This window comes from Candidatus Saccharimonadales bacterium, from assembly GCA_035758565.1.
Lineage (GTDB): Bacteria > Patescibacteriota > Saccharimonadia > Saccharimonadales > UBA10212 > DASTXL01.
Genome location: DASTXL010000001.1, coordinates 223,665 through 236,301, shown reverse-complemented (window position 1 = coordinate 236,301; position 12,637 = coordinate 223,665). Strand labels below are relative to the sequence as shown.

The window sequence follows — 12,637 nt, the reverse complement described above, 5'->3', positions numbered from 1 at the left end:
CCCACGTTAGTTAATTATTGAATTCCTTGCTGAATATCCGAGGCTCTGTAAGCTAAACTTCTAGCCTGATCTTCTAGCTCTTTAATTTCTTGGGCGCTCGGTGGATGGGTGCCTAGGCGATTTGTCGCGCTGGAGCCGTCTAACAGTGCCAGGTTCGCAGCTATTCTTGCCTTTCCCAGCTCTTTGACGGCGCCAAAGTATAAGTCAATCTCGGGTGCTGTGCGGACTCTAAATGTCTCGCGTTCGTGGATGCCTGGAGTTGGTTCAAACCCCTCGGTAGATTCGCCGGTAGAGACCTCTGGCGCGATGCCCTTGCTGCGATTGCGACCTAGGCGCTCACCATCGTCAAACCAGTCAACGCCCACCTCTGCTGCGGATGCTGACATACTAAGCCTCCACCTCAATGCCCATGCTGCGGGCAGTGCCGGCAACCATCTTTTTGACTGATTCGATGTCGTCGGCGTTCATGTCGGCCATCTTGGCCCCAGCGATTTCGGTCAGTTGGGCTTGGCTAAGCTTCTTAGAAAGCTTTTCACTGTTAGGCTTGCCAGAACCCTTATCAACGCCGAGTGCCTTTAAGATAAGTTCGTCAGTTGGTGTGCCTACAATGCGCCAGTCCATAGTCCGATCTTCATAAATAGTGATATGAACTGTCAGATTTTGACCCATCTTGTCCTTGGTTTGATCGTTGAACGGATTGATAAAATCCATCATGTTTACGCCGTACTGACCAAGAGTGCTACCTACGGGAGGCGCCGCGCTGGCCTGGCCGCCGCGGATTTTCATCTTTAAACTTGCTCTAATTGGTTTTGTTGCCATAAATCTCTCCTAAACTCGCTTTACCTGAAGGCCGTCGAGCTCAACCGGAGTTTCGCGGCCGAACATGTTGACCAACACTTTAAGTTTGCCTTTTTGGGCGTCGATTTCGTTAATTGCACCATCAAAGCCTTTGAACGGTCCGTCAACAATGTTTACAACCTCGCCCACGGCGTAATCGAACTTATGCTTTGGCTCTTCACGGCCCATGCGCTTCATAATCTTGGAAATTTCATCGTCGCTAACAGGGGTTGGTTCGGTACCTGTGCCTACAAAACCAGTTACATTCGGCGTATTACGCACGATGTACCAAGCATCTTCTGATAGTTTCATTTCTACTAATACGTAGCCCTGAAAAATACGCTTTTCGACAATCTTGCGCTTGCCGTTCTTGATTTCTATCATCTTTTCTTTGGGTACTAGAACCTGGAAGATCTTGTCGCCCATATCAAGACTTTCCGCGCGCTGACGGATTGATTCGGCAACTTTCTCTTCGTAGCCACTATAAGTATGAATGGCATACCACTGTTTGGTTGAGTCGTAACGTTTGCTCACTATTTCTTCCCTTTACTTTAGAACTACGTGCTTAAATATTTCGTCTAGACCTTTGTCTACTCCAGCTACCAACGCTCCAAACACTACTGAAAAGACAAAAACAGCCAGCGTTAAGCGCCAGGTTTCACCCCTGTTCGGCCAAGTAACTTGTCTTAGTTCGCGCCAAGCGTTCGCAAAATAGCGAGGGGCTAGCTTGGAAAGAACTCTGCCAATTGGCTGAAAGATCTTTCGCAGAGTGTTGAAGAACTGGTTTTGCGGAAGGTGCGGACGCTTTACTTTAGGTACTGGGACTTTGACAAAAACTTTCTTCAGCCGTTTGGGCTTTTCTTTTTGAGCTTTTTCTTGGGCAGCAGCTGCCCTTTCTCTAACGGTCGGCGCAGTCTTTCGAATACGCGGTTTTCTGGCTCTACTTGGTTGCTCTGCCACTTTTGTCCCCTTTGACACTAAAAAACCTACTTATGATAAGTAGGTGTCTAGAGTCAATACTATCTTAAATTTTCAAATTAAGCAAGCATTTCACCGAGGTTAGTGGCGATAACTCTGGGTTTGTGAGCATTAACCTGCTTTCTTAATTTTTTGGCGCCTGGCAGTACGCTTTCAAAGCGTCGCCAAAAATCCGGGCCGTGATTCATTTGCTCGGTATGAACCAGCTCGTGCAAAAGAACGTAATCTATTAATTCCCAGGGCAATTGCATAAGATAAAAACTCAAAGTAATGACCTTGTGGGTCGAGCAACTACCCCACCTGGATGTTAGACTGCGAATCCTTACCTCTTTATAGTTAAAACCGTGTTGGCGGGCTAGATATTGCAGCCGTTGCGGCAACAGTGTCTCAGCCTCTTGTTTTAGCGCACGGATCGACGCCTCAACTATTTTCTCTTGAGTGAATTTGTGATCAATCGGCAAAGGACTGCTAATTATTACCTCGGTCTTTGTTAGTCTGGATTTTGGTCTATCCAACGCTACATCCTGATTAATGCTCAAAACATGAGCCTTACCAATCCTATCGCCGCTTCTAAAAGTGGCCTTGGTGTGACTTGACAGGTGTTTGTTGATCCAGTCAGTGCGCTCGCGGGCAAAAGCTATGCCGGCGGCATAAGGAGTCCAATAAGGCATACCGACTCGGACTATGCCCTTAGCATTAACGCTAAGCCGCAAGTGTGTGGTGCCGCGTCGTTTAGACAAAACGACCTCGCCTATGCCAGGTATTTCAACTCGTTTTTGCGACATTCTATCTTATGGTTATGTTTCGGCGGCTCATATCCACGCGGCCGCTGTATGGATTAGGGACAAGATTGATCAATTCCGGTTTAGCCACATGTTGCTGGACCATCTCGCTGTTGATTAGACCTAGTTGGTAGAACTTGTTAACCACGGCGTTTTTCTGAGTTACGAAGGAGTGTTTGCCGCTGATAACCATGTAAGGTTCGTTGGGGTTAGGATTCTGCATGTCGCCAACCACTTTGCCAAAGGATTCTTGGGTTTGCGGCTGGGCGAAACGATCATCGCTGGTTCTGCGGTCGCGAGCTTGAGTCCGGTTAAAGGCGCTATCTTGATCAATTTGCAGCCAAACCAGCAAATACTCGGCTCTGTGTTTTTTGGCTAGTTCGCGCAGTGCCCTGCGCTGCCCTAGGCGAGCAGCACAAATATCGTAAACAACACTGACACCAGCTTCTAAAAACTCGGCGGTCATGTAATTCATAAGGTGTAAAACTATTGCGTTTTCTTGGGCGTCATAGCGTGGCTGCTGGAATAGCTCGCTGCGAATGCGATCGGCGCTGACGTGAGCCATCTGGACCTCACTAGCCATGTTGCGGGCCACATAACTCTTGCCCGCTCCCGGGAAGCCATAAAGACATAATAGAACCGGTTTATCTAGAACCGTTTTACTCATCCTCTTGATTTTACCACTGTCAGATTAGCTAATAAAGTAAAAAGACGACCGTCTATAATTAGGCGGTCGTCTTGGCAGGGGAGACAGGACTTGAGTTATTCTGCGGCTGGCCAAAATGCAAGCATTGGCCGAGCCGGCCAAGCAAAGAAAACATGAATAGCCTACTGGCCATTCATGCCTATCGGTTCAAGTCCTAACTCATATCAAAATAAAACAGCCTGTCTTTACGACAGACTACTTTATTTTGGCAGGGGAGACAGGACTTGAACCTGCGACACCCGGTTTTGGAGACCGGTGCTCTACCAACTGAGCTACTCCCCTTTGAATTACCCCACAAATTAAAATTTGCGGGGACCCCAGTATTTTAGAACAGTTTTAAATTAACCGCTAGTTTTAGTGTTTGCGGGGTTTGACTTCGTTGCGACCTAGGCTTTTTTTGGTTTCTGACTGAACAGCTATAACCCTTTTAACCGGGCATAGCTTTTTAAGCTCCAGCTTTTCTGGGGTATTCATAGTGTTCTTGGTGGTGTAGTAGTGGCGCTGGCCGCAAGCCTCGCACACCAGCCCAACAACTTTGCGTTTATCACCTTTTTTTGCCATATCGAAAATATATTAACAGATACGGGACTATTAAACAACTCTAAAATAAAGAGCCCCGCTCCGAGCTAACGGACGGGACTCACTGGTGTTTGCGCCTATAAATCATTCAGGCTTACCTCCCAACAAACACAAGTACATTTAAGCTCATAGGCGAGATACGCACTGTAATTTTTATCACACAGTTTTTGTGATAATTTTCTGGAGCCGACAATGGGATTTGAACCCATGACCCCGATCTTACCATGATCGTGCTCTACCCCTGAGCTATGTCGGCAACATCGAGACTAAAGCGTCTCGTAGCTTCTTGTTGTGGTAATAGATTGTTAACACTCCGTATTTATTTTTTATCCGGTATGTTCCAATCGCACCAGATATAGTAACTGTTATCTTATAAAATTGCGAGGGTTTTACGCTAAGAGCTTCTGTCCAGAAATTCAAGGCTTCATTCTTACTGACGTCTGAAAAAAGTTGCAACCCAAATTTCAGATGGTCTTTATTGACACCGCATATTATAGTAAGAAATTTTATAAAAGCGATGATTAAATGTGGATTTGAGTTTCCTAAACGCACAGAGTGCTTATTTGCCTTCGTGCCCTCACCCCAGTAGAGGCCGATTCCTAAGCCTAAAAGCTTGGCTTCTTCTAGTGTGGTGGGCGTTATTATTTTGAACGGGTCTCCATTGGGATTTTTGTGCAAGTAAATGGCGTCACTAATGCTGCGCCTTTTAATACCATGTTGATCCATCCAATAGACCACCCTGTTAACCGAGCACCCTAACTCTTTGGCTATGGTGCTCATGGACATCCCCTTTTTTACATACAAGGTCTCTAGGGTGACTTTGTTTATGGTAGTCCTATCTTTTGACATGGAAGTAGTTTACCACAAACTACATCTGTGAAATGGTAGATTGTACGGCTTTAATCACTTCTTGCACGCTACTGGCTTTGATTTTCGTTCCGGCAGCAGCAATGTGGCCGCCACCGCCAAGCGCGTTGGCGATTAAAGCTACGTTCTTGGTTCCGCCCATAGCGCGCAATGAAACCCCGTAAATATCGTCTCCGCCGGCTAAATCCTTATAGACCACAAAGCCCCAGACTCGGCCATCTATATTTCGAATGTAGTCATTAGCAAAATGGCCGCAAGCAATCTTGAGCTCGTCAAAATTCTTTCCCTGATTTTGCCAGTTTTTAGTGAAATCATCGCCCACGAAGCTGAACGAATAATCATCTTTATGGCTAAGGTTGCGGGCCAGTTCGCTTAGAGCGAGCATACTGTCGGTGCTGTAGCGATCGAGTAGGTTTCTGGTCTTTTCCACGCTGGCGCCGGCTTCTATCAAATCACCTACAAGTTTCAAGGTGTCACGGTAGCGTTTATTCTCGTAGGCAAATCCGCCGGTGTCAGAGTATAAACCAAGCATAGTGGTTTGGGCATAACCCACTGGTTTATTGAGTTTTATGCCGCTAAACATCACCTCATAGACATCTTGCACGGCCGCTGGGCTGTCTTGGTTGATATAAACGTTATTTTCTTCAATGTTGACTCTTTCGTGATGATCGATAATGGCTAGCTTGATGCGCTTTTCTTTGACAAGTTTGGCGATCTCTTGATCGTCGCCACGCGTGCAGCGCTTAAAATTCATGGCATCGACCATAATTATTAGGTCCGGTTGGTCATTCTGGATAGCATCAGCGAGTTTTTGAAGCTTAATCTTGCCATAACCGGTTAAGAAGTTAAGCCCGCCGGTTTGTTCTTCTGAGCTCATAACTATTTTTTTATCTGGATAGTTTGCCTCTAAAGTAGTTCCGGTCAAAAGCAAAGAGCAAAAAGCGTCAGGATCCGGCCCGACATGGGTAATAATCAAAACACTTGCTGCTTTTTCGAGAATCTCTTTAAACTTGTCCATTTATAAGTTGCCTTCAAAGTAACTCTTGCCAGTCCGATAGGATTCAATATAGTTTTCCGTGCATCCAAACAAAGGTTCGGGCAACTTATCCATGTCGTACCATTCCCAGGAGTCTTTTTCGTCCGGTTCTGCAACTATCGGTTCTCCTGACACATACTCGGCTAACATACCTATATCTACGTAGTGCTTAGGGGCATATTTGCGGAGATTAGTCACGCACAGAAATTTGATCCGATCAACCTTGAGATCTGGACCAGCCTCCTCTTTTAGCTCCCTCAAAACACATTCTTCAAAAGACTCGCCTTGTTCCAGGTGGCCGCCAGGCAAGGCATACTCGCCCTCTCCGTGAGACCCCTTTCTTTTACCCATCAATAATTGACCTTCTTTGATGAGGAATATACCGACGCCAACTTTAGGTTTCAAATCATTCATTTTGCTGTACTTGGTGCAGGGGGAGGGATAGCGCTTCCCTCGCCTTGCGGCTCGTCGCTTCTCCGCCTCAGACATGCTCAAAGCTGAGCTTTTGCGCGTGCCTTTGCTACGCCGAACCCCTTTTGCGCCAGCTAAAGCTGTCGCCGGTGGTTCAGCCCACTCTACAAGATGAAATATGGCCGGTCAAATGACTAGCCATATTTCATGGTGCGGAGGGAGGGATTCGAACCCCCGAAGGCGAATGCCATCTGATTTACAGTCAGACGTGTTTGACCGCTTCACTACCTCCGCGCAGTCGAAAAACTTCATATTTTTTATGTTCGATACTGATTTCATTTCTTGCGGTTACTTTACTCCATGGCAAAAGGAACATTTCACCCTTAGCAGTATAAACAAAAAGCTCGTCAAAGGCATCGTCCATGTATTTCTTTGCATAATGAAATGATTGATTTCCGCCAGTTATGCGTAGTCCCACCTTACATTGATTGCCGCGCAGGTATAAGCCAGCGTACTTTACCTGAACCCTAGACAGCTGGCCACCCTTCTCAATTATTAAGTCATAGTCACGCTTGTCTCCTATCGGCAGACAGACCTCGTAATCCTGGCTGACAAAATATTGAATTGCGGATGCTAGGGCTAGATCTCCCTTTTGTTTAGTCTGCATAGACCGCACTATAGCAGAGTATAGTGCGGTTAGCAATGTAACACCCACCTGAACTTTCCTCACCTTGAACGCCCTCGCAAACACGTTCAAAAAATGGAGCCGACAGAGGGATGCGCTTACGCTTGCACGGAATTCGCTTGTTCGGAATAAATTCCTGCACGCTCATTCCTGTACGAACCCTTGTTCGCTTTCGCTCACTCACCCGGGTTCTCATCCGTATCGACTAGATAATTTTGCTACCGCCAAAAGGCGGGCTCAAAATCATGGAGCCGACAGAGGGATTCGAACCCACGACCCGCTGTTTACAAAACAGCCGCTCTAGCCACTGAGCTATGTCGGCAAGAAAAAGAGCTTATTTGTTAAGCTCGAAGTTAGTTTATCAAAACAGAGGTAAAAATGCCAGATATTGCGGTAAAAAATCTAAACCGTACTATACTTATGCAATGATAGTAGAAACGGCCTGGTCGACAGTAGCCAGACACAGGCTACGATCGTCCTTTATCAGCCTGCTGGTAGCTACAGCACTCACTTTATTATCCAACTACCTCGACCCATCTTCTGACACCTGTGGAGCGTCCAAGTACTATCCCTATCTGATTATCTCTAGTTTAGCAACCATTGTCTTATTAGCGTCGACGCTTTTGCTTTCGATTCATAAATTAGCTTCAAAAATTGAAATTAGGCGCGTGAGGATTGAAGCAACTTTTGCGTTAACTCTATTTAGCCTGTTTGTTTTTGGTTTTGTTATAATTTGGGTTTATTTGTCTGTAGTAAGGTTGTGTTTTTAGATAACCACCCGTTTGGGGCGTAAGATTCGTTTATGCTTTGCTGCCGGCAGCAACATTTTATCAAGTTTCTTTTGGGCGGCTTTGGCTTCGTCTTCCATGCCTTGAGCTTCATAGGCTTTGGTGAGCAAGGCATACGTTTCGCGGTTTGGCTCAAGTTCGGCGGATTTTTCCAGCTCCTGAATCATCAGTTTCTCATTGCCTAATTTTTCCTGAACTTTGGCATAGGCAATATGGCGGGCAGCCAGCTCATCTTCCAGTTTAAGGGCTTGCTCGAAAGCGGTAGCGGCCTTTTGATAATTCTCTGTTTCGTAATAGATCAGTCCCAGGTTGTGCAGGCTGGAAGCGCTTGGCTCGATGGAGCTAGCAATTTCAAAACAGTCGATAGCGTCTCGGTATTCACGCTGTTTAGCGTACAAAATGCCTAAGCGGTTATAAGCGGCGGCGTTCTTTTCGTCGATTTTAAGAATGGTCAAAAGGGCCTTTTCGGCGCGTAATAAACGATTCTCACGCATACCCATATGCGCTATTTCCCAAAGTTTGGTTAAACGGTTACCAATTCGCTGCGGAATCACCACCATTTCTTGTTCGGAGCGGTGACCGTGCCGATAAACAACCAACCAAAGTACAACTAATAAGAGTAGTGAATACATTTCGGCTTAATTATAACAAATCTATACCGGTAAGCTCAGGGCTAATTTTAGGATAATTAAACGCGGCATAACGCTGTTATTTAAATCTTGCTGAGATTGACTCACTAGCTTCGTAGCCTCTAAAAACCTCTTTAGCCTGTCTTTGTTATTGGTTTTGGCCGCATTTCTATATAAAGCGTTGAGTACGCGCTTTAGACCTTCTAACAGATTAGAGAGGTCTGCTTTGTTCTTGCTTAACCGATCTAGTTCTACTAACCGCTCGTAGCGGTCCATGGTAAGGAAAGTTTTGGCCTGATCAACTGCTGATCTAAGTTCACTGTCTTCTTCGCCCAGTAATGTTGCTAGCAGTCCAGGGGCGCCCTGGCTAAGCGCCCAAGCCGATAGAACTTTGTTCTGAGGGAACTGATTAAAGAATTTAACGGCTAATTCCTGCCCTACCGGATTGATAGAAATGCTGGTTGCTCTAGAGGCGACGGTTGGCAAAAGCTCTGCTTTGTCCGTGGCAGTTAGTATAAAGATCGTGCCGCCGCCGGGTTCTTCTAACGATTTTAAAAGTGCGTTTTGAGCCTCTGGGTTCATGAGTTGGGCATCTTCTATCAAAATCACTCTCTTTACGGCTGCGTTTCCAGGAATTTGTAGGTATAAAGCACGAGGAATTTGCCGAATCGAATCGATACTTATATCTTGCTTACCGCCAGAGCGACTGATTATTAAGAAATGAGGATAATTTTCTAATACTTCTGGTTCAAGTGAAAGCAGCTGCGCGGCTAGTGCTCGAGCAACAGTTAATTTGCCGCTACCGGGCAGACCGCTAAGCAATAGAGCATGTGACGGTCTTTTCATAAAACCATCCAATTGTTGACGAGTAGCTTCGTGCAGCAAAAGATCGTTAAACATCTCTAAACTCCTTTGGCAGCTTAGCCTCAAACACCTTTCTTTCGCTAGTAGGCAAAGTTATTTCCAGACTACTAGCGTGCAGCATCAGGCGATCATCGTTGCTGTGGCCGTATATTGGGTCGCCCGCTATCGGATGGCCGATATAAGCCATATGCAGCCTTAGCTGATGAGTGCGGCCGGTTTGGGGCTTGAGCTCCACTAATGAATACGTTTTATCTTTATCCGCAAAAGTCTTTAGAACTTTATATTGGGTAATGGCTGGCTTGCCACTGCTTGATACTTTAAATGTCTGCGGACGAGCTGGATTGCGGGCAATCGGCACGTCAATAATAGCTTCTGGCGGGTCTAAACTGCCTTCTACGAGTGCCAAATAAACCTTTTTAGCTTTGCGATTAGAAAACTGTTTTTGTAGCTTGGATAGCGTCTGCGGGTTCTTGGCGGTGATAATCACACCGCTGGTGGCTCTATCTAGACGGTGTACAATCCCTGCCCTATTTCCTTCAAGTTCTTTGACTTTTGGCCTAACAAAGCTCGCCACTGTACCCTCTAAGTTTAGGGCGCCTTTAGAATGCGTTAGAACGCCGGGCGGTTTATCGATAACAACTACGTTTTCGTCTTCATAGATTATCGGCAGATCAATTTTGGGTGGATCTAATTTTATCAAGGTTTCATCCACGATGACCCTATCGCCGCTTTTAACCTTATGAGCTGGTTTGGCTGTCTTATCGTTGACTTTCACTAGACTTTGGTCGAATAATGCTTCTAACGCCGAACGGGTGAACTGCGGATACTGGGCCGCCACGAACTTATCAGCCCGTACCCCTACGCTGCCTTGATCAACTGTAAACTCTTGCATCTATTCTTTTGGTCTTAATCCTACAGCTCTTTGTACGCTCAGCAAGGTTTCGCCAGCAATCTTAGTCATAGCTGACTCGTCGGCTTCGAGTTTCTGCATTATCGCTTGTTCGTCCACGCTTGCTAGCTTGGCTTGAAAATCATTAAGGAAATCTTTGACTGAGTTCGCGACTTTCTCTTTAAAATCTTTATATCCTAGGTTGCTGACATCACCAATGTTTGGATCCAACAGCTTAAGAATTTGAACCAGGTTGGCAACACCCGGGCGAGTCTGCATATCCGGATTGCCAACGCTGCTTTCGCTGTCAGTTGTGGCGCTCATGATCTTTTTTGCGGCGTCGTCAGGATTATCGCCAAGGAATATAATTCCGCGGCCGGATTCGTCGGACTTGCTCATCTTTTTAGTTGGATCAACTAAGTCTTTGATACGCAAGCCCTGGTCTTTACCGAAGAATTCATGTTGCTTCGCCACTGGTTCTGGCACCACAAAAAGCTCTCCAAACTGATTATTCATTCGGGTCGCAATATCGCGCGTAAACTCCAGGTGTTGTGTTTGGTCGTCGCCAACCGGCACATATTTAGCGCCATAAAGCAGAATGTCCGCCGCCATCAGGACGGGATAGTTGAACAGCCCTACAGAGACAGATGCAAATAAATCTTGAGCGATGGAGCGAATATGCTCTGGATTATCCGCCTCCGCTACGTCGAGAGTTGCTTTTTGCGCTTTATCTTTAAACTGGGTCATTCTTCGCATTTCACCGAAGCCGGTGAAGCAGTCTAGTATCCAAGTCAGCTCGGAATGCGCTGGAATATAGCTTTGGCGGTAAATATGAATCGAATCATTATCCAGCGGTAATCCAGCAGCTACAAATAGCCTAAGATTATGTAAGATTTGGGCTTGCAGTTTGCTATGGTCAATCGGCGTCGTAAAGCTGTGTAGATCTGGCACGAACAAATTGATTTCGTACTCGTCAGAGTGTTTTTTGGCCATATCAATCATAGGCAATAGCGCGCCAAAATAATTGCCAATATGAAGATCATTATTGGCCCTAATGCCAGTTAAAATTGTTTCTTTCATTACTTTCATTATATCGGTATTCTTTTAGTTTTCTATAGTGCGACTAAAAGCGGCCTTACGGCCGGGGTTGTCTTAAGCCGAGGCTTATAGTCGTTTTCTGGCGCCTCCTCGCCGCTATCTGCAATACCAAAGTGTGGATCAAAGCCGAAGACCTCCATAAAGTGGAAACGTTCCACAAAGTTTCGAGCCGCTCTGGTTTGTCTTGCTTCTAAAATTCGCTGTTCGCGACCACTTAGGGCAAGTTGGCCAAGCTCGTGTAATCTTAATCTTTCGGACGATATTTGTTCGCCAGAAGCTTGCTCTGGCCCGTGTTGACGGTTCATTGTTTTTCTCCAATTCTAATTAATTTAAAAAGCCGCCAGCTTGGCGGCCTCACTCGTGGTTACTAAGTTATTTACTTTTTAATACGCACAGGAGAAACCGCCAGCTTTCTGGGTGTGAACCAATACTTCAAGACGGTCTTAACAAAGTTCATAACAATGACCTTATCTCAACAAAAACCTTATGTCAACGATAGCCGAGCTATTAAGCCGCCTATGCTTGCATTCTTACTCCTCTGGCATACAATCGAAACCAAAGGGATTTATGAGCACAGAAAGAGTTAATCAGCGACTAGAAGAAACCAGAGAATCGGTTAAAGCTGGCATGCAGCTAGAAGAAGAGCATGTAGCTCGAGTCCGCGAACAAGCCGCGGAGCTGCGTCGCGAACAAAGGCGTAATGCTCAAAGAGCCAGAAGCATTGAAGCCCTGCACGAGAGGTGGCAAAGTGTTTTAGATAGGAATCAATTCGCGGTTGAAGCCAGTGATAAATTGTTTGGCGATCCAAGAAACGTAGATAAGGCCAGCCGTATTCAAGACGGTGAAAACCGCCCCGGCAAAGGCGAAGCAGAGGTAGAGCGGGTTTACGCTGACTCTCTACTCATTCCGCTAGGTGTCGGCGAAACAGGCATTGAAACTTTTGGTGCGCTGCGGCTATGGGGAATTTTTAGGGGCGGAGACGCCGGCAGAGAATCTGTCTACACTCCAACTCTGCACTTTGGAGAGAGGTCTAGCGGTCGAGATTTTTTTGATGTGTTTCATTTTGATAGCTACGATGTTTTTTATGTTGCTGGCGTAGATCAAAAACCAGAAGGCAGCGACATGCAACCTATCGGCAAAGATCTTACCGGCCGGGAGATTTATGGCAAGCGCGTGACTGAACAAGAAGGCCAAGACGAGAATAGCGTCGACAGAGTGCTCAGGTTCACGACTATCGACAGCAATTCTCAAGCCTGGATGAGCTATGCACTAACTGAGCTTAAAAACCCAGAAATTCCAGAAGACAAACGTAAAGAATACCTAACTTACGTTCGTAAAAGCATGGCTGTCGGAACAAAAAGCGTCGATGATTACATTACTGCTCTGGACGAACTTCTACTGGCAACCACGCAAGTTACTAGAACGCGTTCTCAGAGTCGAAAATAGAAAAAGAGCCTTGTTTTTAAGGCTCCTTTTCTTATAATTTTG

General features: G+C 46.0%; 18 protein-coding genes and 4 tRNA genes. 2 read left to right on the top strand and 20 right to left on the bottom strand.

Features of this window, described 5'->3' with window-relative positions; all coding sequences use genetic code 11:
- Positions 1-14: 14 nt before the first annotated feature.
- The 15 genes from VFT49_01385 to VFT49_01315 form a co-directional block, all read right to left on the bottom strand.
- Positions 15-386: a hypothetical protein gene (locus tag VFT49_01385; GenBank protein HEU5004719.1), complete on the bottom strand. Its 372-nt coding sequence runs from the start codon at positions 384-386 to the stop codon at positions 15-17.
- 1 nt (position 387) lies between these two features.
- The gene (gene rplK, locus VFT49_01380) at positions 388-819 is read right to left on the bottom strand and encodes a 50S ribosomal protein L11 (protein HEU5004718.1); all 432 of its coding nucleotides are present in this window, start codon (positions 817-819) and stop codon (positions 388-390) included.
- 9 nt (positions 820-828) lie between these two features.
- The gene (gene nusG / locus VFT49_01375) at positions 829-1,371 is read right to left on the bottom strand and encodes a transcription termination/antitermination protein NusG (GenBank protein HEU5004717.1); all 543 of its coding nucleotides are present in this window, start codon (positions 1,369-1,371) and stop codon (positions 829-831) included.
- A 12-nt stretch (positions 1,372-1,383) separates the two neighbouring features.
- On the bottom strand, positions 1,384-1,797 hold the full coding sequence (gene secE / locus VFT49_01370) for a preprotein translocase subunit SecE (GenBank protein ID HEU5004716.1): 414 nt from the start codon (positions 1,795-1,797) through the stop codon (positions 1,384-1,386).
- Positions 1,798-1,874: 77 nt separating this feature from the next.
- Positions 1,875-2,600: a SprT family zinc-dependent metalloprotease gene (locus VFT49_01365; protein ID HEU5004715.1), complete on the bottom strand. Its 726-nt coding sequence runs from the start codon at positions 2,598-2,600 to the stop codon at positions 1,875-1,877.
- A gap of 1 nt (position 2,601) precedes the next feature.
- Positions 2,602-3,264, bottom strand: a complete 663-nt coding sequence (locus VFT49_01360; GenBank protein HEU5004714.1) for an AAA family ATPase — start codon at positions 3,262-3,264, stop codon at positions 2,602-2,604.
- A 245-nt stretch (positions 3,265-3,509) separates the two neighbouring features.
- Positions 3,510-3,585: transfer RNA gene (locus tag VFT49_01355), tRNA-Trp, on the bottom strand.
- Positions 3,586-3,657: 72 nt separating this feature from the next.
- Positions 3,658-3,864 carry a 50S ribosomal protein L33 gene (rpmG, locus tag VFT49_01350; GenBank protein HEU5004713.1) on the bottom strand — a complete coding sequence of 69 codons (207 nt, stop codon included), beginning with the start codon at positions 3,862-3,864 and terminating at the stop codon, positions 3,658-3,660.
- 199 nt (positions 3,865-4,063) lie between these two features.
- Positions 4,064-4,138 (bottom strand) — tRNA-Thr (locus tag VFT49_01345).
- Positions 4,129-4,731, bottom strand: a complete 603-nt coding sequence (locus VFT49_01340; GenBank protein HEU5004712.1) for a hypothetical protein — start codon at positions 4,729-4,731, stop codon at positions 4,129-4,131. The genes VFT49_01345 and VFT49_01340 overlap by 10 nt, the downstream gene beginning before the upstream one ends.
- A 19-nt stretch (positions 4,732-4,750) precedes the next feature.
- Positions 4,751-5,767, bottom strand: coding sequence for a DHH family phosphoesterase (locus tag VFT49_01335; GenBank protein HEU5004711.1), 1,017 nt, complete (start codon positions 5,765-5,767; stop codon positions 4,751-4,753).
- Positions 5,768-6,199: an NUDIX domain-containing protein gene (locus tag VFT49_01330; GenBank protein HEU5004710.1), complete on the bottom strand. Its 432-nt coding sequence runs from the start codon at positions 6,197-6,199 to the stop codon at positions 5,768-5,770.
- A 205-nt stretch (positions 6,200-6,404) separates the two neighbouring features.
- Positions 6,405-6,490, bottom strand: a tRNA-Tyr gene (locus VFT49_01325).
- Positions 6,459-6,863 carry a group I intron-associated PD-(D/E)XK endonuclease gene (locus VFT49_01320; protein ID HEU5004709.1) on the bottom strand — a complete coding sequence of 135 codons (405 nt, stop codon included), beginning with the start codon at positions 6,861-6,863 and terminating at the stop codon, positions 6,459-6,461. The genes VFT49_01325 and VFT49_01320 overlap by 32 nt, the downstream gene beginning before the upstream one ends.
- Before the next feature lie 264 nt (positions 6,864-7,127).
- Positions 7,128-7,203 (bottom strand) — tRNA-Thr (locus VFT49_01315).
- On the opposite strand from VFT49_01315, the gene VFT49_01310 reads away from it, so the two are divergent.
- Positions 7,196-7,651 (top strand): hypothetical protein, encoded by a 456-nt coding sequence (locus VFT49_01310; GenBank protein ID HEU5004708.1) that lies wholly within the window; start codon positions 7,196-7,198, stop codon positions 7,649-7,651. The genes VFT49_01315 and VFT49_01310 overlap by 8 nt on opposite strands.
- On the opposite strand, the gene VFT49_01305 is transcribed toward VFT49_01310, so the two are convergent.
- Genes VFT49_01305 through VFT49_01285 form a run of 5 tightly spaced genes read right to left on the bottom strand, consistent with a single transcriptional unit; the run spans position 7,648 to position 11,454 of the window.
- Positions 7,648-8,301 (bottom strand): tetratricopeptide repeat protein, encoded by a 654-nt coding sequence (locus tag VFT49_01305; GenBank protein HEU5004707.1) that lies wholly within the window; start codon positions 8,299-8,301, stop codon positions 7,648-7,650. The genes VFT49_01310 and VFT49_01305 overlap by 4 nt on opposite strands.
- Before the next feature lie 21 nt (positions 8,302-8,322).
- Positions 8,323-9,198, bottom strand: coding sequence for an AAA family ATPase (locus VFT49_01300; protein HEU5004706.1), 876 nt, complete (start codon positions 9,196-9,198; stop codon positions 8,323-8,325).
- Positions 9,191-10,054 (bottom strand): RluA family pseudouridine synthase, encoded by an 864-nt coding sequence (locus VFT49_01295; protein HEU5004705.1) that lies wholly within the window; start codon positions 10,052-10,054, stop codon positions 9,191-9,193. The genes VFT49_01300 and VFT49_01295 overlap by 8 nt, the downstream gene beginning before the upstream one ends.
- On the bottom strand, positions 10,055-11,131 hold the full coding sequence (gene trpS / locus VFT49_01290) for a tryptophan--tRNA ligase (GenBank protein ID HEU5004704.1): 1,077 nt from the start codon (positions 11,129-11,131) through the stop codon (positions 10,055-10,057).
- A gap of 32 nt (positions 11,132-11,163) precedes the next feature.
- Positions 11,164-11,454 (bottom strand): hypothetical protein, encoded by a 291-nt coding sequence (locus VFT49_01285; protein ID HEU5004703.1) that lies wholly within the window; start codon positions 11,452-11,454, stop codon positions 11,164-11,166.
- A gap of 262 nt (positions 11,455-11,716) precedes the next feature.
- Between VFT49_01285 and VFT49_01280 the strand changes: the two genes are divergently transcribed.
- Positions 11,717-12,595 (top strand): hypothetical protein, encoded by an 879-nt coding sequence (locus tag VFT49_01280; protein HEU5004702.1) that lies wholly within the window; start codon positions 11,717-11,719, stop codon positions 12,593-12,595.
- Positions 12,596-12,637 lie beyond the last annotated feature (42 nt).

What these genes read in the sequence shown, in the direction of transcription:
- VFT49_01365 (HEU5004715.1), bottom strand. Translation starts at nt 2,600, where the DNA reads ATGTCGCAAAAACGAGTTGAAATACCTGGCATAGGCGAGGTCGTTTTG.
- VFT49_01295 (HEU5004705.1), bottom strand. Translation starts at nt 10,054, where the DNA reads ATGCAAGAGTTTACAGTTGATCAAGGCAGCGTAGGGGTACGGGCTGAT.
- VFT49_01280 (HEU5004702.1), top strand. Translation starts at nt 11,717, where the DNA reads ATGAGCACAGAAAGAGTTAATCAGCGACTAGAAGAAACCAGAGAATCG.
- VFT49_01310 (HEU5004708.1), top strand. Translation starts at nt 7,196, where the DNA reads ATGTCGGCAAGAAAAAGAGCTTATTTGTTAAGCTCGAAGTTAGTTTAT.
- VFT49_01360 (HEU5004714.1), bottom strand. Translation starts at nt 3,264, where the DNA reads ATGAGTAAAACGGTTCTAGATAAACCGGTTCTATTATGTCTTTATGGC.
- VFT49_01300 (HEU5004706.1), bottom strand. Translation starts at nt 9,198, where the DNA reads ATGTTTAACGATCTTTTGCTGCACGAAGCTACTCGTCAACAATTGGAT.
- VFT49_01330 (HEU5004710.1), bottom strand. Translation starts at nt 6,199, where the DNA reads ATGAATGATTTGAAACCTAAAGTTGGCGTCGGTATATTCCTCATCAAA.
- VFT49_01285 (HEU5004703.1), bottom strand. Translation starts at nt 11,454, where the DNA reads ATGAACCGTCAACACGGGCCAGAGCAAGCTTCTGGCGAACAAATATCG.
- VFT49_01335 (HEU5004711.1), bottom strand. Translation starts at nt 5,767, where the DNA reads ATGGACAAGTTTAAAGAGATTCTCGAAAAAGCAGCAAGTGTTTTGATT.
- VFT49_01385 (HEU5004719.1), bottom strand. Translation starts at nt 386, where the DNA reads ATGTCAGCATCCGCAGCAGAGGTGGGCGTTGACTGGTTTGACGATGGT.
- VFT49_01320 (HEU5004709.1), bottom strand. Translation starts at nt 6,863, where the DNA reads ATGCAGACTAAACAAAAGGGAGATCTAGCCCTAGCATCCGCAATTCAA.
- trpS (HEU5004704.1), bottom strand. Translation starts at nt 11,131, where the DNA reads ATGAAAGAAACAATTTTAACTGGCATTAGGGCCAATAATGATCTTCAT.
- VFT49_01340 (HEU5004712.1), bottom strand. Translation starts at nt 4,731, where the DNA reads ATGTCAAAAGATAGGACTACCATAAACAAAGTCACCCTAGAGACCTTG.
- VFT49_01305 (HEU5004707.1), bottom strand. Translation starts at nt 8,301, where the DNA reads ATGTATTCACTACTCTTATTAGTTGTACTTTGGTTGGTTGTTTATCGG.
- rpmG (HEU5004713.1), bottom strand. Translation starts at nt 3,864, where the DNA reads ATGGCAAAAAAAGGTGATAAACGCAAAGTTGTTGGGCTGGTGTGCGAG.
- rplK (HEU5004718.1), bottom strand. Translation starts at nt 819, where the DNA reads ATGGCAACAAAACCAATTAGAGCAAGTTTAAAGATGAAAATCCGCGGC.